Source organism: Coprococcus sp. LG101-27 (genome assembly GCF_027695515.1).
Classification (GTDB): domain Bacteria; phylum Bacillota; class Clostridia; order Lachnospirales; family Lachnospiraceae; genus Allocoprococcus; species Allocoprococcus comes.
Window position 1 is genome coordinate 47,326 of sequence record NZ_JAQEUJ010000010.1, and the last position, 21,568, is coordinate 68,893.

20 protein-coding genes, 2 tRNA genes and 1 pseudogene are annotated in these 21,568 nt (G+C 43.2%); 8 read left to right on the top strand and 15 right to left on the bottom strand.

What is annotated here, in order from left to right; genetic code table 11:
• Positions 1-315 precede the first annotated feature (315 nt).
• Both PG766_RS08765 and PG766_RS08770 read right to left on the bottom strand, forming a co-directional pair.
• Entirely contained in the window at positions 316-1,071 is a 756-nt protein-coding gene (locus tag PG766_RS08765) for a tRNA threonylcarbamoyladenosine dehydratase (protein WP_270590738.1), read from the bottom strand.
• A 74-nt stretch (positions 1,072-1,145) separates the two neighbouring features.
• Positions 1,146-1,808 (bottom strand): 4'-phosphopantetheinyl transferase family protein, encoded by a 663-nt coding sequence (locus PG766_RS08770; RefSeq protein ID WP_195251669.1) that lies wholly within the window; start codon positions 1,806-1,808, stop codon positions 1,146-1,148.
• 235 nt (positions 1,809-2,043) lie between these two features.
• Here PG766_RS08770 and asnB point away from each other — a divergent pair, with 235 nt between their 5' ends.
• From asnB to PG766_RS08785, 3 genes and pseudogenes are all read left to right on the top strand, one after another.
• Positions 2,044-3,879: an asparagine synthase (glutamine-hydrolyzing) gene (asnB, locus tag PG766_RS08775; protein WP_022221050.1), complete on the top strand. Its 1,836-nt coding sequence runs from the start codon at positions 2,044-2,046 to the stop codon at positions 3,877-3,879.
• A gap of 361 nt (positions 3,880-4,240) precedes the next feature.
• A complete protein-coding gene (locus PG766_RS08780; protein WP_055155989.1) occupies positions 4,241-4,522 on the top strand; it encodes a type II toxin-antitoxin system RelB/DinJ family antitoxin in 282 nt (93 codons plus the stop codon).
• Positions 4,519-4,804 (top strand): annotated as a pseudogene (locus PG766_RS08785) (type II toxin-antitoxin system YafQ family toxin). The gene PG766_RS08780 and the pseudogene PG766_RS08785 overlap by 4 nt, the downstream one beginning before the upstream one ends.
• 74 nt (positions 4,805-4,878) lie before the next feature.
• Here PG766_RS08785 and PG766_RS08790 read toward each other — a convergent pair.
• Complete coding sequence (locus PG766_RS08790) at positions 4,879-5,823, bottom strand: AEC family transporter (protein WP_195479699.1); 945 nt, start codon at positions 5,821-5,823, stop codon at positions 4,879-4,881.
• A gap of 137 nt (positions 5,824-5,960) precedes the next feature.
• On the opposite strand from PG766_RS08790, the gene PG766_RS08795 reads away from it, so the two are divergent.
• Positions 5,961-6,035, top strand: a tRNA-Pro gene (locus tag PG766_RS08795).
• Between the two features lie 114 nt (positions 6,036-6,149).
• Here the strand turns inward: PG766_RS08795 and PG766_RS08800 are convergent.
• Positions 6,150-6,722 (bottom strand): HD domain-containing protein, encoded by a 573-nt coding sequence (locus tag PG766_RS08800; protein WP_182420323.1) that lies wholly within the window; start codon positions 6,720-6,722, stop codon positions 6,150-6,152.
• Positions 6,723-6,918: 196 nt separating this feature from the next.
• Positions 6,919-8,151, bottom strand: coding sequence for a replication initiation protein (locus PG766_RS08805; RefSeq protein ID WP_117558134.1), 1,233 nt, complete (start codon positions 8,149-8,151; stop codon positions 6,919-6,921).
• An 821-nt stretch (positions 8,152-8,972) separates the two neighbouring features.
• Between PG766_RS08805 and PG766_RS08810 the strand changes: the two genes are divergently transcribed.
• Together PG766_RS08810 and PG766_RS08815 are read left to right on the top strand one after the other, a co-directional pair.
• Complete coding sequence (locus PG766_RS08810) at positions 8,973-10,340, top strand: sodium-dependent transporter (RefSeq protein WP_117558132.1); 1,368 nt, start codon at positions 8,973-8,975, stop codon at positions 10,338-10,340.
• Between the two features lie 214 nt (positions 10,341-10,554).
• A tRNA-Lys gene (locus tag PG766_RS08815) sits at positions 10,555-10,627 on the top strand.
• 187 nt (positions 10,628-10,814) lie between these two features.
• On the opposite strand, the gene PG766_RS08820 is transcribed toward PG766_RS08815, so the two are convergent.
• The 10 genes from PG766_RS08820 to PG766_RS08865 form a co-directional block, all read right to left on the bottom strand.
• Positions 10,815-11,429 (bottom strand): adaptor protein MecA, encoded by a 615-nt coding sequence (locus PG766_RS08820; protein ID WP_008371107.1) that lies wholly within the window; start codon positions 11,427-11,429, stop codon positions 10,815-10,817.
• Positions 11,430-11,550: 121 nt separating this feature from the next.
• On the bottom strand, positions 11,551-12,168 hold the full coding sequence (locus tag PG766_RS08825; protein WP_008371109.1) for a V-type ATP synthase subunit D: 618 nt from the start codon (positions 12,166-12,168) through the stop codon (positions 11,551-11,553).
• A 12-nt stretch (positions 12,169-12,180) separates the two neighbouring features.
• Positions 12,181-13,554: a V-type ATP synthase subunit B gene (locus PG766_RS08830; RefSeq protein WP_118218718.1), complete on the bottom strand. Its 1,374-nt coding sequence runs from the start codon at positions 13,552-13,554 to the stop codon at positions 12,181-12,183.
• A gap of 14 nt (positions 13,555-13,568) precedes the next feature.
• A complete protein-coding gene (locus PG766_RS08835) occupies positions 13,569-15,338 on the bottom strand; it encodes a V-type ATP synthase subunit A (RefSeq protein ID WP_117835892.1) in 1,770 nt (589 codons plus the stop codon).
• A complete protein-coding gene (locus tag PG766_RS08840) occupies positions 15,331-15,921 on the bottom strand; it encodes a V-type ATP synthase subunit E (RefSeq protein WP_117558124.1) in 591 nt (196 codons plus the stop codon). The genes PG766_RS08835 and PG766_RS08840 overlap by 8 nt, the downstream gene beginning before the upstream one ends.
• Positions 15,922-15,946: 25 nt before the next feature.
• Positions 15,947-16,255 (bottom strand): V-type ATP synthase subunit F, encoded by a 309-nt coding sequence (locus PG766_RS08845; protein ID WP_270590739.1) that lies wholly within the window; start codon positions 16,253-16,255, stop codon positions 15,947-15,949.
• 2 nt (positions 16,256-16,257) lie between these two features.
• Positions 16,258-16,692 carry an ATP synthase subunit C gene (locus PG766_RS08850; protein ID WP_008371120.1) on the bottom strand — a complete coding sequence of 145 codons (435 nt, stop codon included), beginning with the start codon at positions 16,690-16,692 and terminating at the stop codon, positions 16,258-16,260.
• Between the two features lie 25 nt (positions 16,693-16,717).
• On the bottom strand, positions 16,718-18,652 hold the full coding sequence (locus tag PG766_RS08855) for a V-type ATP synthase subunit I (RefSeq protein WP_270590740.1): 1,935 nt from the start codon (positions 18,650-18,652) through the stop codon (positions 16,718-16,720).
• A complete protein-coding gene (locus PG766_RS08860; RefSeq protein WP_270590741.1) occupies positions 18,649-19,695 on the bottom strand; it encodes a V0D/AC39 family V-type ATPase subunit in 1,047 nt (348 codons plus the stop codon). Before PG766_RS08860 ends, PG766_RS08855 begins: the two co-directional genes overlap by 4 nt.
• A gap of 3 nt (positions 19,696-19,698) precedes the next feature.
• Positions 19,699-20,010 (bottom strand): hypothetical protein, encoded by a 312-nt coding sequence (locus PG766_RS08865; protein ID WP_008371126.1) that lies wholly within the window; start codon positions 20,008-20,010, stop codon positions 19,699-19,701.
• Positions 20,011-20,225: 215 nt separating this feature from the next.
• On the opposite strand from PG766_RS08865, the gene trmB reads away from it, so the two are divergent.
• Positions 20,226-20,882, top strand: a complete 657-nt coding sequence (trmB, locus tag PG766_RS08870; protein ID WP_008371128.1) for a tRNA (guanosine(46)-N7)-methyltransferase TrmB — start codon at positions 20,226-20,228, stop codon at positions 20,880-20,882.
• Positions 20,883-21,224: 342 nt separating this feature from the next.
• On the top strand, positions 21,225-21,548 hold the full coding sequence (locus PG766_RS08875) for a thioredoxin family protein (RefSeq protein ID WP_008371132.1): 324 nt from the start codon (positions 21,225-21,227) through the stop codon (positions 21,546-21,548).
• Positions 21,549-21,568: the final 20 nt, after the last annotated feature.

Sequence of the window (21,568 nt, forward strand, 5' to 3'; positions counted from 1 at the left end):
CTATGGTTCTTCCTTCCTTAAACGACATCTCGTTAATGTTTGTTCCTTTTTACGCATATTTCAGCCTTACTTTAACATATTTCTTCATGAGAAAACAGTCTTTTCCGACAAGTTTAGAATTTTTTAAGTTTAAAGCTCTGTATAATTACTCTCCAGAGTTACCTCTGTTTCCTGATCTTCGATACAGATCGTATAAGATTCCCCGGAAAATCTGTGAAAAAAAATGAAACAAAAAAGCCAGGCATTTGCTGCAAGTTCTGACAGCAAATGCCTGGTTTTGATATGCGCCCCGCAGGGGCGCCCGCGATTTTATTTTTATTTTTCACAGAGGTCCTTCACTACTTCCCCTGCGATAATCAGTCCAACTACAGATGGCACAAATGCCACACTTCCCGGAATATCTCTTCTCTCCGTACATTTATGCTCTGCTCCTGGCGGACAGATACAATGGTTTCTGCAACTGATTGCCATGTCCTCGATTGGTCTGGTCGGTTTCTCTTCTGAATAAACAACTTTCAACTTCTTAACATGACGCTTCTTTAACTCCCGGCGCATAACTTTTGCAAGCGGACACATCTGTGTCTTATAGATATCAGCCACTTTAAATGCACTTGCATCCAGCTTGTTTCCGGCTCCCATACTGCTAATGATCGGCACATTCATTGCCTGCGATTTCATGACAAGCTCAATCTTTGCAGTCACCGTATCAACTGCATCAACTACATAATCATACTCATCAAACGGAAATTCATCTGCATTTTCCGGAAGGAAGAAGCATTTGTGAATCCGCACATTCACGTCCGGATTGATTTCCAGCATTCTCTCCTTCATAACATCTACTTTGTATTTCCCTACCGTCTTTCTAGTTGCAATGATCTGACGGTTTAAATTGGTCAGACATACCTTGTCATCATCGATCAGGTCAAATGCCCCGATTCCGCTTCGTACCAGTGCCTCACATACATAACCGCCGACTCCGCCGATTCCAAATACGGCAACTCTTGAATTCTTCAGTTTATCCATCGCCTCTTTGCCAAGAAGCAGTTCTGTTCTCGAAAATTGTGTAAGCATCTTCTTCTCCTTCTTCTCTCATAAAATACCTGTAAACTCTTAACCAATCCACTTCTTGTTTCATTGGCTTATTTTCAATCTTTAAGTTCCACAATCATTTCTCTTTTGTAAATATCTGTCATATCCAAAATATTTTCGTCAAAATTCGGATTCGTTGAGCACACCGCAATCCTTGCTCCATCTGTCTGATATTCTTTTAAATAATAAGCTTCCCGGATTTCTTCCGGCTGCCTTAAAAAAAACGGATCTCCCTGCTTCGGAATCTGGATCTCGCTGGTATTCAATCCCATCACAAGGCCTTTGCGCGTCGCTTTTAAAAAGCTTTCTTTTAAAACCCAGTAGCGGTAAAACATTTCCGTCTGCTCCGCTTCATCTGCATTCCGGATTCTCTCATATTCAGAAGAACAAAAATATTTTTCTGCCAGCCTTTCATGATATTTCCGCATGCATTCGATGTCGCAGCCTACCCGCTCTCCGGATACGCCTGCGCTGCACAGAACATATTTCCCAGAATGTGATAAATTAAAGGACTGCCCTGCATCTTGCGGTATTTTGTGTCTCTCCTGTATCTTCATCCAAAGATACCATGCACCCACGCTTTGAGCCTGATCCTCCCTGTGCTTCAGCCGGTCTGCTTTTTCCTGTCTGAACGCCGGAACTTTTTCATAAATTTTTTGATAATTTTTCTCATTAAGCAGATCAGATATATCTGCCAGGAAAGTTTTCACCTTTTCCATTTCCCGGATTCTCCTTTTCTTTGCCGGCTTTTACACATTTATCCGCATTTTTCACTATATAACACCTGTAAAAAATATGCAAGGAATATCCTACTGATTTTATTGGATATTCCTTTCCGGTTTTTTATCCCTTGTTAATCTTATATAGACTATGGTATAATAAATAAATCTACAGGCAAAATTAAGTTACTATAATATTTTTAATATGTATCAATTCAGAAAGGATGTGCAATTTATGTGTGGATTTGCAGGCTATTATGGCGCCGGCGATTTTAATAGAGAAGAAGTCATCGACCAGATGGGTGAACGCATTGCCCACCGCGGACCTGACAGCAAGGGAAGCTTTGTTGATGACTATGTAGCCCTTGGCTTCCGCCGTCTGAGTATCATCGACCTTGAAGGCGGATCTCAGCCGATTCACAGTGCAGATGGCAAACATGTCATTATTTTCAACGGAGAGATTTACAACTATCAGGAAATCCGTAAAGAACTGATTGAGAAACACGGATGTCAGTTCCAGACAAACTCCGATACAGAAGTTATTCTTCAGGGATACAAAACCTATGGCGAAAAAATTGCTTCTATGCTTCGCGGAATGTTCGCATTTGTAATTTACGATAAAGAAACTCACAACTTATTCGGAGCAAGAGACTACTTTGGAATCAAACCATTCTACTATGCACAGATGAATGGAAGCCTTTTATTTGGTTCTGAAATCAAATCCTTCCTGGCTCACCCACATTTCCATAAAGAGGTCAACAAAGATGCCCTCAAGATGTACCTGATTTTCCAGTACACCCCACTCCTTGAGACCATGTTCAAAGGTGTATTCAAACTGGAACCGGGAACATACTTCACTTATGATGGAAAAGAACTTAAGAAAACAAAATACTTCGATCCGACTTATGCAAAGAAAGACCGCAGCTTTGACGAGACAGTAAAACTCATCGGTGAGACAATTCAGGATTCTGTTGATTACCATCAGATTGCTGATGTAGAAGTAGGATCTTTCCTTTCAGGTGGTGTTGATTCAAGCTACATCGCATCTACTGTAAAACCGATGAAGACCTATTCCGTAGGATTTGAAGTCGGCGGATTCGATGAGACAACCTTCTCCAAGGATCTGTGCGATATCCTTCATATGAGCAATGCAAAGAAAGAAATCTCTTCTGACGAATTTTTCGATGCTCTGCCGGAGGTTCAGTATCATTCCGATGAACCACATGCCAACCTTTCCGCTGTACCGCTGTACTATCTGTCACAGCTCGCAGCCAAAGATGTAAAAGTAGTCTTAAGTGGAGAAGGCGCAGATGAGATGTTCGGTGGATACGAGACATATATCCCAAGCAAATCCGGTGATATGTACCGCAAGATCGTACCGGCATCTATCCGTAAAAAACTCGGAGACTGGGCAAAACACCAGCCAGACAAGAGAGGACTTAACTTCCTCAAGAGAAATGCAACTTCCGTAGAAGATTCCTACATCGGCCAGGCATTCATCATGGACAACGAAGAAGCAGATGAAGTACTCTCTCCTGCATATAAGAGCAAGATGCGCTACCAGGACGTAACCAAACCGTACTTCGACCAGGTAAAAGATCAGGACGACCTTCATAAAAAGCTCTTCCTCGATATGCATCTGTGGCTGCCACACGACATCCTGCTCAAAGCAGATAAGATGACAATGGCACACTCCCTCGAACTGCGTGTACCATACCTCGACAAAAAAGTCTGGGAACTCGCCCGCAGCATCGACAGCAAATACTGCGTAGACGGCATGGAAACAAAAAAAGCCTTCCGTACCTCCGCCCTCTCCCACATCCCAATGGACTGGGCAAAACGTAAAAAACTCGGATTCCTCGTACCATTCAGAGTATGGCTCCGAGAAGATAAATACTATAATAAAGTAAAAGAAATGTTCCAGAAAGACTTCGTATCCGAATTCTTCAATCAGGAGTTACTGCTGAAATGGCTGGAAGATCATAAGAATAAAGTCGGAAATTATCATAGAAAGATTTATACCGTATATTCATTCTTACTGTGGTATGAACAGTACTTTGTCCTCAGATAGAGCAGTGCCAAAATAAAAGAACACGCAAATTTCATGCTCGCATGAAAATTTGCGTGTTTTTTTATTTTGATAGAGCGATAGCTCGCACAGCGAATGAACCGCCAGGTTCACGAGCTGTGGTGCACTGCTCCTCCCCTAAATCATTCGACCAACAAACTTTCTTATCTAAAACACACCAATCTCCAAGGGGAACAGCGCCAGCGCCTTCCCCGCCCCTGGCACCATCCTCCCAAGCGAACAGCGCCAGCGCCTTCGCGCCCCTCTAACAGCAGCTCATACATAATATATTTTTTCGTGCAATATATTGATATTTTCGTGCATTTGCCATATAATATCTATATCATAAAAAGAGGTGATTACTATGGCAAAATCAACAACAAGTAATATCAGCATTCGTATGGACAGCGATCTCAAAGCTGCAGCCGAAGCTCTTTACGAAGAACTCGGTATGAATCTCAGCACAGCTTTCAATATTTTTGTACGCCAGTCTCTCCGCGAAAGAGGAATTCCTTTCAAAATTACAGAAGGAACTCCAAGTAAAGAAACCGTCTCTGCTATGCTTGAGGCAGAAAGAATTGCAAAAGATCCTAACATCAAAGGATACCATGATGTTAATGAACTTTTTGCAGATCTTGATTCATGACAAAATATGAAATCAAAAATACCACTCAATTTAAAAAAGATTACAAACTTGCAAAACGACGCGGTCTTAATTTAGAACTTCTAAAAGAAATCGTCACCAAACTTGCAAAACGGCGAGAGCCTGGATCCTAAACACAAAGATCATCCATTATCCGGCAATTGGGTTGGACACCGAGAATGCCACATCTTACCAGATTGGCTGCTCATCTATCGCTACGATGATGATGTCCTTGTCCTCACTCTTACTCGAACCGGCAGTCACAGCGACTTATTTAATCTTTAAAAAATAGAAGCAACTAGTCAATGGTGTGCTACCACAATTCTCATTTTAACTGGCTGCTTCTATTTTTATTCTTCTTACACCAACCCAAATGACCTCAACACATCCAGCCACATCGTAAGCGTAAACGCACTCAACAACGTCGTCATCATAATCACTCCGGAACTAAGCGTCCCCTCATGTCCCATATTCCTTGCCATAACAAAACAGCTGACCGTCGTAGCAGATCCAAGCATCACCAGAATCGCAATCAACTCTTCATTTCTAAATCCAAGAACTGCTGCTACCGGCAAAAAAACCGCACAAAATCCAACCAGCTTCATAAACACTGCCACAATTGTCGGCTTCATTTTCGATGTCGCTTTCCTCAACTCAAATGTCGCTCCCATCGACATCAGACCCATCGGCGTCGCTGTCGCCCCGACATTGGATACAACCTTATGTAAAATTGTCGGCATCGGAAGCTTAAGTGCAGACCAGACAAATCCCGCCACAATTCCAATAATGATTGGATTCGTTGCAATCCCCTTCAGCGTTTTCTTTACCAGCGCCTTATCAAAAGAATTATTCCCCGGTTTAAACACTGAAAGCACCACAACCGCCATAATATTATAAAGCGGCACACTGCCGATGATCATAAGCGGTGCCATTCCCGCAGTTCCGTAAATATTCTGGATAAAAGCAATTCCAAGAAGCGCCGCACTGCTCCGGTAAGTCGCCTGTATAAATTCGCCTTTAATGCTCCGATCTTTCCACAGCAGTGAAATCAAAGTTGATATCGTAATACTGATCGCCGTCACCACAAAACAAAAAAGAATAAACTTAATATCCCATACTTCCGAAAAATCCACGGTCGCCAGCTGTTCAAACAGCAACACCGGAAGCGGAACCAAAAATACAAACTTGTTCATCTTTGCCGCAAAGACTTCATCCATCCACCCCAGTTTTCTGAATAACATTCCAAGTAACATCATCAAAAAGATCGGAATCGTTGCATTCAAACTGAAAATTAAATTTTCCATAATCGTTCCTCATCCTACTCATTTATATTTGCATATCGTTATTTTGAACTCTTTCCAAAAACCTGTCAACAGCATTTTCTCACATCAAAAGAATGATTGAGATTTAAAACAATTTATACTATAATGAAATAACACTTCGGGGTATGGCTCAGCTTGGTCAGAGCGCACGGCTGGGGGCCGTGAGGTCGCAGGTTCGAATCCTGTTACCCCGATTTATAATTAAATTTTTACTTATCATATATAGAAAATAAGCCGGGACATTCGCCCCGGCTCAGCATGAATATGTAGTATTACATTTCCAATGCAACTATTATGAAAATTTTTTATTAGTCTTTCTGTTTGCTTTCTTCAATCTTACGCTTGGAATCTTTCCTCACTTCATCCCGAAGCCTTTGGATATATTCCGTAAACTTACATTCTTCATTCCCATACGTCATCTGAAGATCATACTCCAACGGAATCCATGTCGAGATATCCGCCTCATTATGCTGGATCAGCGCCTCCAGCTTATCCAGTGATTTATAAAGCCTCGCCTCCTGTGTCTCCATCGCTTCCATCTCTTCAAATAGTGCCTTCCATTCTGCACGGACCGGTTCCGGAAGTATATCCGTCAGCTGCTCCACCTTTTTATTCTCAACCTTTCGGTCTTTATCCGTCTTTTCAAATGCCGGAATATCCCCGGTGATCGCCTCACCCATATCATGGATCAGACACATTTTTATAACCTTATCCATATCCAGCTCCGGAAATTCATCCCCAACCAGCATTGCCATCAAAGCCAGCCGCCAACTGTGCTCTGCCACACTCTCCAACCTGCCACTTGAAGTATACGAATGTCTGGTGTTACATTTCAGTTGTTCTGCTGTCTTTAAAAAATCCAGTAATCTTCCTATTTCCATAATTTTCTTCCGTTCCTCCATAATTTAAGATACCAGGGTCAAAATACCTCTTGACACCAACATCTAATTTAATTTTCCATCATAAAATAAGACGAATCGAGTAGGCTGACTCCTACTCGATTCGTATACTTTGTACACTATCTCGCTTAACTTGTGTACCATTTAGGTAATAACTCTGCTTTTCGCAGAAAATACCCTACTCTTTTTTCACTTTTTCGCGCTCTTCTATGTATTCCTGATAAAGATCCAGTGTCATCTGCGCTTCTTCCAGCGTCTTTCCTTTGAACTTGGATACTTTTTCGTTCTCATACCACTTTTCTTCGATACATTTTCTGAGCCATCCGACCAGATTATTGATGTATGCCTGCTCCTGTGACAGCTTAAAAGCTTTCCGGATCACATCCGGCTGGTTATCGGATACCTGAAGCAGCACCTTAATCTCCTGAATCGTGATCGGTTCATTTCCAAAAATATCGGCAACTTCTAAAATCAGTTTTTCATTAACCGGAGTTTTCTTTGCAGCCAGTACATTTGGCGCAATCTCTTCGCCCTCTTCTTCTCCGGATGGCATACGCTGAAGATCTGAATGATGGATACACTTCGGATTCTTCTTCACAAAGAAACGGATTCCTGTAACCTTTCCGCCCTTCCCGCTCTTAACCGGCTCATAATCAAAGCAGATCTCGGAATACTCGGATTCTTCCAGCTCTTTTTTCGCAACTTCAAGTACTTTTCTACGGAAATTACGCCAATCTTCAAACGGTGCATCCTTAATCTCTGCAAGCGCTTCTTCAAAACGTCCCTGCTCAACAAGACGTTTTACTGCTTTAGATGCATTTGCATCCACTACATTCAGTGTAAATTTAAGCTCTGCGATCGTGTATGGATTCTTCGGCGGTCTCGGTACGATCAGCTGGTCACACTGTTCCCTGTCAAAACGATAATACTGGGTTCTCAGGATTTCGTAAACACGGGTTGTGAACAGGGATTTAAAAGAGCACAATACATCAAGACTCATACGGGTATAGTCTTTTTTCAGGTTATAGATATGAGGTTTCATCTCTTTAGTAAATCTGGTTGTAAACACGCCATCTCTATATTCACATTTATTCACTACATTGAACATGATGAAGTTCTCTTTTTCGTCGTCCTCGATACTTACTACATGTCCCAATGTCTCTTTTGATACTTCTTTCAGACGAGAATAGATGGAGTTTCCTGTTATATGAAGATAATTCTTAACATCCTTGGTGGAAACCTTTGCGATCAGCTCACCGTCTTCTACATATGCTTTTGCGATTGCAATATTAAGAAGCTTTCTTTCAAATAATGATGTACTGGATTTACTTTCGATTAGCACATTGGACCGGGAGACCGTATCACGATCCAGTAGTTGTTTCTCTTTTGGTTTTTTCTGTGTTTCCTTCATCGCTCATACCCCTTAATTGTTTTCTTCTGTATTATTGTGTACTTTTGAGGTGTATTAAAATCCCCTCTACACCCCATATAATCCCTTATTGTGTACCATTCGGGGTAACCAACCCCTTTATATTGGGGATTTGTGTACCAAAAAGGAACACCCTCCCCTAAAAAGTACCCCATAAAATGGGGTTTCTGTCTTTTTTTACGTTTTGTGTACGTTTAAGGTGTGTATTGTTCTTTTCGTGTACCATTAAGGTACCTTTTTTGATAAAAAATGTGTACCAAAACGGTACGTCTAGGTTGATTATATACAAGAACCCCCCTCTTGTAAAGCCTTTTTTTAATTTTTTTCGACACTTGTGTACAGAAAAGGTAAAATTGCCAACCCTTCAAGTACACTGCGTAACCCCGCAAAGTAAACAACAACCCCCATATATGTACACCTCTTTGCCCTCTGAAGTAAACAACCTCCACCGTTTCCGTACACAAAATATGCCCCGAAATGCGTCAACCACGGGCTTTTTCAGCCCTCCTAATATAAACAAAGGAATTTTAATAAGCTGTTGTTATCTTTAATATATATATACATGCAAATTTTCACCCCAAAAGGTACACATCTGACGATTTCGTGTACTAAAAAGGGGAAAATTAAAATTATCAGATGCCTTCGCCTATGAAAATATAAACAATCATGGACAATTTCCCAATAATTCAGTATAATTCCTCTGTGGATATTCTGGGAAAAGTTATCCACATACTTGTCGAAAAATGGGGATAAATATCATTTTGGCAAGTTATCCACAATTTAATAGAATGAGAGGATTTTTTATGCAACGAGAAAAATTTTCTTCAAGACTCGGATTCATCCTTATTTCTGCAGGATGTGCAATCGGTCTTGGTAATGTCTGGCGTTTTCCTTATATTGTAGGAAAATATGGTGGAGCAGCATTTGTTCTTATTTACCTTGCATTTTTACTGATTCTTGGACTTCCGATCATGGTAATGGAATTTTCTGTCGGAAGAGCCAGTAAAGTAAGTGCGGCGCTTTCCTTTGACCGTCTGGAGCCAAAAGGAACGAAATGGCATTGGTATAAGTTTGGAGCTATGGCCGGAAACTATCTGCTGATGATGTTCTACACAACAATTGCAGGCTGGATGGTCCAGTATTTCATTAAAATGGCGACTGGTGAATTTGAGGGAAAGGATACTGCAGCTGTTGCAGGTGTTTTTTCCGATATGCTTGCAAAACCTGGAGCAATGACTTTCTTTATGATCATTGTTGTTGTTGGATGTTTTGCAATTTGTGGGATGGGGCTTCAAAATGGAGTGGAAAAGATCACAAAGGTTATGATGCTGCTTCTGCTTGCATTGATGGTGATCCTTGCAGCACGTTCTGTAACGCTTGATGGGGCTTCTGAGGGGCTTCGCTTCTACCTGGCACCGGATTTCCACAAAGTCGTGGAATATGGCTTATTTGACACGATTTTTGCCGCTATGGGACAGGCTTTCTTCACATTAAGCCTTGGAATCGGTGCAATTGCTATTTTTGGAAGCTATATCGACAAATCCCGCAGTCTTACAGGAGAAGCAGTCCTGGTAACACTTCTGGATACCTTTGTTGCTTTGATCGCGGGTCTGATCATTTTCCCGTCATGCTTCGCATATGGGGTGGATCCGGGAGAAGGTCCGAGTCTGATCTTTATCACACTTCCGAATGTATTTAATTCCATGGCAGGCGGAAGAATCTGGGGAGCCTTATTCTTCTTATTTATGATTTTTGCTGCGGCATCGACCGTAATCGCCGTTTTTGAGAACATTTTATCCTTTGCCATTGATTTGACCGGATGCAGCCGGAAAAAGGCTGTAATCGTCAATATCGTGGTTGTGGCGGTACTTTCCATGCCGTGTGTTCTCGGATTTAATGTATGGAGTGGATTTATGCCGTTCGGAAAAGGTTCCGGAGTACTGGATCTGGAGGATTTCCTGGTAAGTAACAACCTGCTTCCACTTGGAAGTCTGATCTATCTTCTGTTCTGTACAAGCCGTTATGGATGGGGATGGAAGAACTTCCTGAAAGAAGCGGATACCGGAGAAGGATTGAAATTCCCGAAATGGGCGAAATTTTATGTAAGCTATATCCTGCCGCTGATTGTATTATTTATCTTTGTACAGGGATATATCAGTAAATTTATGTAGGATAAGAAAAAACCACCCCAAAAGGTACACGAAAAAGATCATGTGTTCGAATTTCGGACGGTACACATGATCTTTTTTATATGTGCCTTGGCACATTCTTTTTCAGCAAAAAAATCTATTTAAAAAAATTTTAAAATTTATGAAAAAAAAGCTTGCATTTTTTATAGCTGTCTTATATAATAAATCTTGCGTTACGGAAAACCGAATAATGTATGCGCTTTTAGCTCAGTTGGTAGAGCAGTAGACTCTTAATCTATTTGTCCAGGGTTCGAATCCCTGAAGGCGCAGTATCAGCACTGTTTTTGATGAATTAGCATCGGGGACGGTGCTCTTTTTTTAGAATCTGTTTCTACAGATGGAGACATATGTAAAAGTAATCGTTTATTTCATTTGTGGAAAGTTACTGGATATGTGGAAAAATAAAGGAAAATTTATTTCGTGTACTAAAAAGGGGACTATTTTAGTCCCCTTCTACTACATCTTGCATAAAATATTGATTGCATCCTTGTTCAGGAGGCATTTTTCATGTTCATTCAGATAAGCTTCAGAAATTGCATCTTTTTCGACCATGCCACCGAATTCACCGGCGGATACGATGCGCTGAGCCTTTTTATTGCCGTCTTCTGTATTCGGGAAGTCTACCATCAGGTAGTAGACACCGTCATCTTTATACAGACGGCTTTCTGATGCCTGGCCGTATCCAAGGATCTTGCAGAAGTCGATTGCATTATCCAGACTTGGAAAGAGAATCTGCCAGCGAACGGTCTCTTTCTCACTGCTGTCAGGCTCAATCAGCATACCGGAAGCTTCAGAACCATCTTTTTGGATGGATTCCAGAGAATTCTCAGCCTGGCAGGAGATCGACAGCATCAGGCTCCGGTCAGGAAGAAATGCACCGTAAAATCCCTGGATTCCATTGTCTGTGTTAAGCCCAAGGACTTCTTTCCCTTTCTTGAGAAGAAGATTCAAAAATTCTTCGGTACGCTCCCTGTCCTGTGTCAGATCTTCCAGTGAGTAGCCAAGTGCGGCAATCTCTGCTTCTGTGATAAGGCAGTTCATTCTGGTGTCGGATACTTTCCAAAAAGTCATATGCTCACCCCCTGATTTGTAAAATCTATTGCTTTTGTAATCTTATTTGTTCTATAAGTTATATAACAAAACGGGTGTAGTGTCAATATATTTTCTATATTTTATGATTTTTTCAGAAATATTATTTGTTTTTCATTCGTTTGATCACTTTCAGTCGGGTAAATTCTTCCCGTTCCTTCTCTTCCAGTGCATTTGTAATCGTATATACGAGATTGTCATACATCGGAATCGTAATATTTTTCAGGGCATTTGCCCTTTTCTGTGTCTTTTTGATACTTGAAGCCAGCCGGTACGCTGCATTTTCTACCTCAGAAAGCTTGAGTGTCAGCTCTTTAACACGGCAGAATGCATCACGGGCGATATCGATGGATTCTCTGGAAGTACTGAATGCATAGGTTGGTCTGGTATTTTCTTTTTCGTATTTCACTTTCGGGATTTCTGTTCCCATAATGCTTCGCGTCTGGATGCGGATAGAATCCTCGATCGGAACTGTATAGGCAAGTTCTTCTACTGTACTGATCCCGTGCTCGATATTCGCCCTCTGAAGGCACTGATAGGCATAGGTGAAGGTTTTATCGATTTCTTCCTGAATATCTTTTGCTTCGTCGATTAAGCCCATCAGCTCGCGGATCAGAATGTTCCGCTTCTTGTCCATCAGCTCATATCCCTGTCTGGCAAGTGTCAGTGAATTTTTCGCAAGTATCAGATTTCCCTTGGTGGGAAATGAACGTGGATCCATAGACTTCCCTCCTTAGCCTTTGTAGTATACGTCAAGAATCTTGGTATCGACACGGTCAAGTTCTTCTTTTGGAAGGATTCTAAGCAGTTCCCAGCCAAGATCCAGGGTTTCCTCGATGGTACGGTTTTCATTCGGTCCCTGGCCGATATAACGCTCCTCAAATGCCTTTCCGAATTCTAGGTATTTCTTGTCAATCGGAGAAAGCTCATCTTCTCCGATAACGGAAGCAAGATTCCGAGCCTCTCCTACTTTAGCATATGCAGAGAAAAGCTGGTTTGCCAGGTCCTGGTGGTCTTCCCGGGTATATCCTTTTCCGATACCGTCTTTCATCAGACGGGACAGGGACGGAAGAACGCTGATCGGCGGGTAGATTGCCTGTCCGTGAAGATTCCGGTCAAGTACGATCTGTCCTTCGGTGATATAACCGGTCAGGTCAGGGATCGGGTGGGTAATGTCATCATTTGGCATGGTCAGGATCGGGAGCTGTGTGACAGAACCATTTACTCCTTCTACGATTCCTGCACGTTCATATAAGGTGGCAAGTTCACTGTACAGATATCCCGGATATCCTTTACGGCTTGGGATTTCTCCTTTGGAAGAAGAAACCTCACGCATGGCTTCTGCAAAGGAAGTCATATCGGTAAGAATGACCAGAATGTGCATATTTTTTTCAAATGCAAGGTATTCAGCGGCGGTCAACGCAACCTTCGGGGTGATCAGACGCTCGACGACAGGATCGTTGGCAAGGTTCAGGAACATTGCCACATGGTTTGCAACACCGCTTTCCTCAAAGGTTCTGCGGAAGAAATCAGCTACGTCATGCTTGACACCCATTGCGGCGAATACGATGGCGAAATCCTCATTCGTGCTGCCGCCAAGAGAAGCCTGCTTTACGATCTGTGCGGCAAGCTGGTCGTGCGGAAGACCGTTGCCGGAAAAGATCGGCAGCTTCTGTCCACGGATCAGTGTGGTCAGTCCGTCAATTGCAGAAATTCCGGTGCGGATATAGTTACGAGGGTATTCACGTCTGACTGGATTTAACGGAAGTCCGTTGACATCGCGCACCTCTTCAACCGTGATCGGTCCAAGGTCGTCGATCGGTTCGCCGATTCCGTTAAAGGTTCTTCCAAGCATTTCTTCGGACAGACCGATTTCCATCGGATGTCCGGTAAGTCTGGTGTGGGTATTGTTAAGAGACATATTTTCCGTGCCTTCAAATACCTGGATGATTGCTTTGTCCTCGTAGACCTCCACAATACGTCCCATTTTGTGTTCTTTGCCGTTTACGACAAAATCTACGATTTCATCATAAAAAGCATCCTGAACGCCTTCCAGCGCGATCAGAGGGCCGTTAATGCTGCTGAGGCCTAAATATTCAATTGCCATTTTATTTTCCCTCCTTACGCGTTCTTTTCCATGATGCGGTCATGGAAAGCATCAATGTCTGCCAGATACTGGTCAAGAAGCTGAAGATTGTCATTTGGAACATCGTATTTGATCGCAATGACACGTTCAAAAATATTTTCCTCCTTGAGGACAGACATTGGCATATTCATGGCTACCAGTTCGCGGCAGCGTTTGTATAAATATAAAATGATTTCCATCATTTTGTACTGCTTCTGCAGAGAGACACAGGTATCATCCTTGTGGAATGCATTCTGCTGCAAAAATCCGAGACGGATGACTCTTGCGATTTCCAGAACCAGTTTCTGATCGTCCGGAAGTACATCACTTCCGATCAGCTTTACGATTTCCATCAGGCTGCTCTCCTGGTTCAGAAGTGCCATGATGCGGTTGCGGTAGTCAACGAATTTGGGTGATACATTGTCGTGGTACCAGGCGGCGAGATCGGTCAGATACTCGCTGTAGCTGGTCAGCCAGTGAATCGCCGGAAAATGTCTTGCGTAGGCAAGGCTCTTGTCCAGACCCCAGAAGCAGCGGACGAAACGTTTGGTGTTCTGTGTGACCGGCTCGGAGAAATCGCCTCCCTGAGGCGATACGGCGCCGATAATGGTCACGGATCCGTCACTGCCATTTAAGTTATGCATCATGCCTGCGCGCTCGTAGAAAGCAGACAGACGGCTGGCAAGGTAAGCCGGGAAACCTTCTTCTGCCGGCATCTCTTCCAGACGGCCGGAAAGCTCACGTAAGGCTTCCGCCCAGCGGGAAGTAGAGTCTGCCATGATCGCTACGTCATAACCCATGTCACGGTAATATTCAGCCAGGGTAAGTCCGGTATAAATACTTGCTTCACGGGCAGCTACCGGCATGTTGGAGGTATTGGCGATCAGAGTGGTTCTGTCCATCAGCGGATTGCCGCTCTTTGGGTCCACAAGCTCTGAAAACTCTTCCAGCACCTGTGTCATTTCATTTCCACGCTCGCCGCAGCCAATATAGATGATAATATCGGCATCAGACCATTTGGCGATCTGGTGCTGGGTCATGGTTTTTCCGGTACCGAATCCGCCTGGGATTGCGGCAGTTCCACCCTTTGCGATCGGGAACATGGTATCCAGGATCCGCTGTCCGGTGATCAGAGGGACACTTGCCGGGAAACGGTAGCTTGTCGGGCGCGCCTTGCGGATCGGCCAGTGCTGTATCATGTTGAGCTGTTTTTCTGTTCCGTCGGAAAGCCGCAGAGTGACAAGTGTATCTTCAATCCGGTATTCTCCGTCCGACGCGCAGCAGATTACTTCACCTTCCACATCCGGCGGAACCATGCATTTGTGTACGATCGCACTGGTCTCCGGAACCTCCGCTATAATATCTCCGCCGTGAAGGTAATCTCCTTCGGCCACAGTGATGTGGGTATCCCATAATTTGTCGCGGTCAAGCGAATCAACGCTGACGCCGCGGGTGATAAATGCACCGCCGCCTACATTTGCGATCTGCTCAAGCGGGCGTTCGATTCCGTCAAAAATATTGTTCAGGATTCCAGGTGCCAGAGTTACAGATACCGGGCTTCCGGAAGCCTCCACGATTTCTCCCGGTTTCAGCCCGGAAGTTTCTTCATAGACCTGAACAGTCGTGATGTCTTTGTCCAGGGAAATGACTTCGCCAACCAGCTTTTCCTTTCCCACATAGACCATTTCCGACATCATGAATCCGGTGTCACCCTTCAGATAGATGACCGGACCGTTTATTCCATAAATAGTTGCTGTCTTATTCAATTCCTGCACCTCCTGCTGCAAAACTGAACTGATGATATTCGTGATCGACTGCAGCCTGGAAGCTGTGATCGATCAGAATATTACGGCCTCGGATTACAGCACGCATACCGCCCATAAAATCATATTCACTGATGGTGATCGTCATGCCGGTACGTTTTTCCAGTTCTGTCTGTTTCTCCTTATCAGAAGGAGAAATATAAATGGTCATCTCCTCGCCATCTGCAAAGCGTGCGGCTTCGCGGATTTTGCTGCAGAGATAGTCCAGATATTCGTCTGTTTTTGTAAAGTCAGAAAGAAGCTCCTTTACTTCATCAAACAGCCTGACTTTTAATTCATTTTGTGTTTTGCCAAGAGCACGTTTCAGTTCGGTTTCGGCTTTTGCCGCAGCTTGATTTACCTGCCTTCTGGCTCTTAAGGTCTCGGATTTGATACGGACCTCAGACTGTGCGGTCGCTTCTTTTTTATGCTTTTCAAATAAAGATTCAAGCGCTTTTTTGTGATTGTCAATGATCGCATTTCCTTCAGAACGGGCTTCAGTCATGACCGTTTCCTGTAAATGCGCTATTTTCTCTTCAAGCGTCATTGTCTCACCTTCTATGCCTTTCTAGTTAAAGTTTCAGTCCAATCGCTTCATTGACGTATGAGGTAATGAAATCCTTTTTACGTCCTGTTCCGTGTCTGTCCGGAATTTCAATCAGAAGAGGCAGCTTTCTTTTTAACTTGATCTCATCGATGAGATCCGGAAATTCTCTTCCAAAGCGTTCCGTCAGAAGAATGATACCGATCGACTTGTCGTTCATGGCAGTTTCCAGCGCATCACGCAGCTCCTGCTTTTCATGAACTACGACACCGTCCACGCCGGCAAGCCGCATTCCGGTATAAGTATCCACGTTGTCACTGATCAGATACATTTTCATGATTACAGTCTGCTGATGATCATGAAGGAGATGATAAGACCGTACAGGCATACACCTTCTGCAAGACCTACGAAGATAAGGGATTTACCAAGGACGCTGGAATCCTCGCTGATAGCTCCAAGAGCTGCGCTTGCTGCACTTGCTACGGCAATACCACCGCCGATGCAGGAAAGACCGGTAACAAGAGCTGCTGCAATGTAACCAAGACCGGTTGCAAGGCCTGCGCCTGAGGCTGCGGCGTCTGCTGCATGTACCGGTACACTTCCAAAGAGCATGATTCCGGCTACAAGGAAGGTTCCAAAGTAAGAAAGAACATTGAAGGCAAGTGCGCATTTATAACGTCCTTTATTTTTTTCTCCGAGCAGGTAATATCCGAATGGAATGAAAATGCTTAAAACCAGTGCGGCAATGAGAATAAGTTTAGTTGCTAAAGTCATGATAATTTCCTCCTAAAATGAAAAACTAATTTTTTGCAGTACCTGTATAAGGTTTAAATTCGCGGCCGCTGCCTTTGTAGAAGCGGCTGAACATCTCGTAATAGACAAGTCTCAGAACCTGGATTCCAACGATCAGTCCTTCGAATCCACATACAAACAGGTTGCCGAGTACGATCACTACCCAGTTAATATGCCCGCTTTCGGCACCGGCAAGCATCAATACAACCTCCATGATGGAAGCGTGGCTGACTGCGAATGCACCGATACGGATAAAGGAAAGCGTATTTGAAAAATAGCTGAGCAGGGTTTCAAATAATTCAAAGAATGCCTGGGTGACAAACATTGCTTTGCTTTGTTCCATTTTTTCGGTTTTCTTTTTGATCTTGTTCGTCAGCGGCTCTTTCAGTGCGATCAGAAGAAGCGGTACTCCGAACATCACTGCAAGAACGATTCCACCCGGCAGAGAGTGACCTGTCATGAAAAGAACGATGCAGGTAACTGCTGCCCCGTAGAATATCAGCCCTGCCACGCCGTTTGCATCAAACCAGGTTGCTTCGGTATCTTTGGCACGAATGCCGTTGATAATATGGAAAATCATAGAAATCAGGATGATTCCCATACCAAAAGCAATCGATACGATAAATACGGTATTCAGTTTTCCGATAAACGGTAAGGTGGTCATATGATTGATCGGTCGGATCCATTTGGCTTCTATAATGTCTTCAAATCCAAACACACTTCCAAACATAAATCCAAAGAAGGTGGAGAAGATTCCGGCAAGTGATACGATTCCGGCAAGGTTCATTTTCTTTGTGAAATACAGGATCGCACCGCCGATAAAGAGCAGCAGCCCCTGACCGACATCCCCGAACATGGCACCGAAGATAAAGCTGTACATGATACCTACAAAAATGGTCGGATCCATCTCACCGCTCTTGGGAAGTCCGTACATCTTGATGAACATTTCAAATGGTTTGAAAAGCTTTGGATTCTCAAGCTTGGTAGGAGGTTCTCCAAAATACTGTTCCCGGTCCTCTTCTACTACGATATAAACCTTGTCATCTCCCTGTGCCTCTTTGATAAATGCATTTGCATCTTCTTCGGACATCCAGCCGCAGAGGATGTAGTATTCTTCCTGCTCGTCTGTCTCGGTTCGTGCCGCAAATTTCCGAATATCAAAGTTATCGGAAAAACGTTCCAGCTGAATTCTTGCACCGAGTAGTCTGGAAGCGTTCTTGCGGAACATCTCCTGACGTTTATCCTTCACTGCCTGGATTTCATCGGTCAGATTCTGGACTTCTTTATCCAGGCTCCGGTAAGCTTCCAGCGGGGTTCCGCCAAAGTCTTCCAGCAGATCGACTTTTTCAAAGTGGAGAGACCGCATGATCGAATCGACCTTTCCTGCATCAGCATCCGATACAAAATAAACGCCATAGACATAAGAGGCATCTCTGGAGCCTTCCAGAAATAATGCATCAATGTCTTCAAGAAGCGCTTTTTCCAGCCGGTGATAATAATCCACATTGATTTTTCCAAATCTTGTGCGGATGTATTTGTACTGCATGATCTCATGCAGGTCAAAATCCAGAGAAGTAAAAGGTTCCAGGACTTTCATACGTGCCTGGATATTCTCTCTCTTTTTTTTCAGTTTTTCTTTTTGCTGCTGCAGATCCATGTAGTCATGATTGATAGAACGAATCATCTCAAGGATCTCGTCTTCGCTCTGATCAAAGGATGGCTCTGCTGGCATGTCTTTCATATATCCCAGAAACTGTGTCACTTTTGCGAGTGGATCACGGTAAGGGTTCATTTCCAGAAATGGCATCAGATTATCTACTGTCTTGAGCTCCGTGAGTGCATTTTCAAGCTGCATCTCATATTTGGAAAGATACCGGTTTGTCATGCGGTCGATGTCGGCGCGTGGTCCGGTAATGCTCAGGAACTTCATCTTAACAATCATTTCGCTGTTCCTCCTATATAAGTTAATGTCTCACGTGCAGGAAGTCCGTAGCGAACACATTCGAGCACAGTTGTAAGCTTATCAAGCTCCTCCTCTTTCAGAAAAAGATAGGTATTCACGGTTGCGATGGAATAAGGGTTACTTCTTCTGTCTGCCAGGTAGAGACGGTACAGGCAGTCTTTGTAAATCGTTTCGATGGACGCTGGTGTCTGAGTATCGGTGTGACGCAGATAAGGCGTTCTGGTAACCAGCTTTAAAAATTCATCGACAGACGGTGCTTCTACAAGATCCTTCAGCTGATCTACATGAATCCGGTAGTGTATCGGGATCAGCAGTGTGGAAATATCCGGCGGAAGCATGTTGTAATATTTTTTTGCACGGTAGATCCACTGCAGGTTCAGCAGGTCGATCTTTGCTCCGGCATCTCTGGTGAAAATTTCCAGTTCCTTATGCTTCAGAATCTTTTTGCGTTTCTTCCACATGGTTGTAAAATAGTACAGATTCAGTGCCAGATCGTAATCAAAAAGGGTAGGGTTCTCCACATTTTCCAGACGTTTTAACGGCGCATAGTATTCTGTGCCCTTTAAATTTTCCACCAGCTCACCGATATTCCCCGAAGTGATCAGTTTATCGATGGAGAGATCCGAATATTTGTCGAAGAATATTTTCTTATGATCCAGATCAAAAGGCTTCTGATAGTGGTTGAATACAATACGCAGACAATAGTTGATCAGATTCATCTCGTAGCGCTTCAGATAAAGCTCCAGGAATTTTTTCTGATCCATTCCGGAAAAACGGTACAGGCGTGTATAATCACTGTAAAGTGACTGCACAAGAAGCTTCTCAATCTCACCGCGGTGAAGACGGTTTTCGTCCATATCTGCAAGGACATTCCGATATCCGGGATGTTCTTTGAGATAAGCAGCAACTTCGGTTACTGTATGAAATGCGGCGATGTTCTGGAAATCTTCATCAGTGAGCAGTTTCGCCTGCATGGCGCGTACTTTTGTTACGATGCCACTGTATGCAAGTAAATTTCCCATATGCTATCCCTCTATGATACGTCTGACAATTTTCTCGGCATATGCCGTATGCTTCTCTTCAAAATCTTTTTTAAGTTCTTCGATCGCTGTCTGGTTCTTACGGTTCTGCCTTGCAAGAATCTCATCCATCTGACGGTTTAATCCTTTGTGGATATCGTTCAGCTCCTTTTGGGTGTGATCTTCAAGTTGTTTGTCGAATTGATTGCGTTCATTTTGAATGCGTTCTTCCAGTTCTGATTTCTCCAGTTCCGCGTGTTCCACAACAGCTTCGGCTGCGTGTTCGATTTCGGAGAGCTTTTTAACAATATGATCCATTGTCCGACTCCTTTCTTAAAAATTATTTATACATTTTTAATAATGCATACATATTCTACTACTTTAAATTAGAAAATTCTACTAAAAAATAAGAGAATATCATAAGAATATTCTGTACAAAACTTATAAAATGTATTTTTGGGTTTTCAAATATTTCAGAATAGTATAAAATAAATAAGGTTATACATATTTTCACTAAAGGAAGAGAAAGATATATGAGGTTAAGAAATGTACCGGGAGCAGATGCTTATCTGACAGCTCATCCCCTTGTAATTAAAAATGAGACCAGATATCGCGGCACCTGGAAAGAGACTTTTCAGAATCCGGAGAATCCGATCCATATTGAGATCGGGATGGGAAAAGGACAGTTTCTTCTGACACTTGCAAAGGAGAATCCATCCATCAACTATATCGGTATCGAACGTTATTCAAGCGTACTGCTTCGGGCGCTGGAACGCTTTGACAATGACGAGGAATACAAGGATGTCAACAATATTCGTTTTATCTGTATGGATGCGACAAATCTGCCGGAGGTTTTTGCTGTCGGAGAGATTGACAAGATTTATCTGAATTTTTCAGATCCGTGGCCGAAAGCACGTCATGCAAAGCGCAGACTTACTTCCAAGCAGTTTTTTGAGCGGTATGACAAGATCCTTGCCTTTGACGGAGTCGTTGAATTTAAGACAGACAACAGAGAGCTGTTTGATTTTTCACTGGAGCAGGTGGAGTTGGCAGGCTGGGTACTTCTGGCGAAGACCTATGATCTTCACAATGATCCGACACTCAGCAGAGGGAATGTTATGACTGAGTACGAGGAGAAATTTTCCGGGCAGGGACATCCGATCCATAAACTGATCGCAATGCGCCAGTAAGACAATTGAATAAAATGCAACAGGCAGATCATAAAGGCGCTGAGTGCGTAAGATGATCCCTGGCAATATAAGAGACAGCAGATACGGAGCAATCCGCACATCGGCTGTCTTTTTGCATATATTGTAGAAAGAGGAAATCAGGAAGGAACAGATATGCGGAAAAAGCATCATTTTCAGAATTGTATGCGGGGGTTTTGCTATAAGAATCCAAGATTTAATAAAAAGCTGATCTGTTTCAGAAATTCTTTTCAGGAAGTCTATAAAATCTTAAACCCGAAATGTGGATGCCACTAAATCCAGTCCTTTTTACATAGCCTGAGATGGCAGAAATGAGGAAAGTGTATGGGTATCGCATTGATCACGAAGGATTATGAAAATACAGTCGGAAAGCAGAGGATGCCGGTAATTGTGGAGTTTTACGCATCATGGTGTCCAAAGTGCGGAATGATGTATCCTGTTGTGGAAAGGATTGCCAGCCGGTATCAGGGAAAATGGATTTTTTATAAGATTGATATTGATATATCGAAAGAGATTGCAGAGTATATAGGCATTGAGATCGTACCGACGTTTGTGGTGTACAGAGATGGAAAAATCTGTGGATATACAACCGGAGTTCTTCCAGAAGAAACTCTGGAAGAACGAATCCGGGAAATGTTAAGAAAATAATTGGTGGAATCAATTATTCG

Coding starts and splice junctions, on each gene's coding strand:
- PG766_RS08765 (WP_270590738.1), bottom strand. CDS start 1,071: ATGCTTACACAATTTTCGAGAACAGAACTGCTTCTTGGCAAAGAGGCG.
- PG766_RS08770 (WP_195251669.1), bottom strand. CDS start 1,808: ATGGAAAAGGTGAAAACTTTCCTGGCAGATATATCTGATCTGCTTAAT.
- asnB (WP_022221050.1), top strand. CDS start 2,044: ATGTGTGGATTTGCAGGCTATTATGGCGCCGGCGATTTTAATAGAGAA.
- PG766_RS08780 (WP_055155989.1), top strand. CDS start 4,241: ATGGCAAAATCAACAACAAGTAATATCAGCATTCGTATGGACAGCGAT.
- PG766_RS08790 (WP_195479699.1), bottom strand. CDS start 5,823: ATGGAAAATTTAATTTTCAGTTTGAATGCAACGATTCCGATCTTTTTG.
- PG766_RS08800 (WP_182420323.1), bottom strand. CDS start 6,722: ATGGAAATAGGAAGATTACTGGATTTTTTAAAGACAGCAGAACAACTG.
- PG766_RS08805 (WP_117558134.1), bottom strand. CDS start 8,151: ATGAAGGAAACACAGAAAAAACCAAAAGAGAAACAACTACTGGATCGT.
- PG766_RS08810 (WP_117558132.1), top strand. CDS start 8,973: ATGCAACGAGAAAAATTTTCTTCAAGACTCGGATTCATCCTTATTTCT.
- PG766_RS08820 (WP_008371107.1), bottom strand. CDS start 11,429: ATGACTTTTTGGAAAGTATCCGACACCAGAATGAACTGCCTTATCACA.
- PG766_RS08825 (WP_008371109.1), bottom strand. CDS start 12,168: ATGGATCCACGTTCATTTCCCACCAAGGGAAATCTGATACTTGCGAAA.
- PG766_RS08830 (WP_118218718.1), bottom strand. CDS start 13,554: ATGGCAATTGAATATTTAGGCCTCAGCAGCATTAACGGCCCTCTGATC.
- PG766_RS08840 (WP_117558124.1), bottom strand. CDS start 15,921: ATGACGCTTGAAGAGAAAATAGCGCATTTACAGGAAACGGTCATGACT.
- PG766_RS08845 (WP_270590739.1), bottom strand. CDS start 16,255: ATGAAAATGTATCTGATCAGTGACAACGTGGATACTTATACCGGAATG.
- PG766_RS08850 (WP_008371120.1), bottom strand. CDS start 16,692: ATGACTTTAGCAACTAAACTTATTCTCATTGCCGCACTGGTTTTAAGC.
- PG766_RS08855 (WP_270590740.1), bottom strand. CDS start 18,652: ATGATTGTTAAGATGAAGTTCCTGAGCATTACCGGACCACGCGCCGAC.
- PG766_RS08860 (WP_270590741.1), bottom strand. CDS start 19,695: ATGGGAAATTTACTTGCATACAGTGGCATCGTAACAAAAGTACGCGCC.
- PG766_RS08865 (WP_008371126.1), bottom strand. CDS start 20,010: ATGGATCATATTGTTAAAAAGCTCTCCGAAATCGAACACGCAGCCGAA.
- trmB (WP_008371128.1), top strand. CDS start 20,226: ATGAGGTTAAGAAATGTACCGGGAGCAGATGCTTATCTGACAGCTCAT.
- PG766_RS08875 (WP_008371132.1), top strand. CDS start 21,225: ATGGGTATCGCATTGATCACGAAGGATTATGAAAATACAGTCGGAAAG.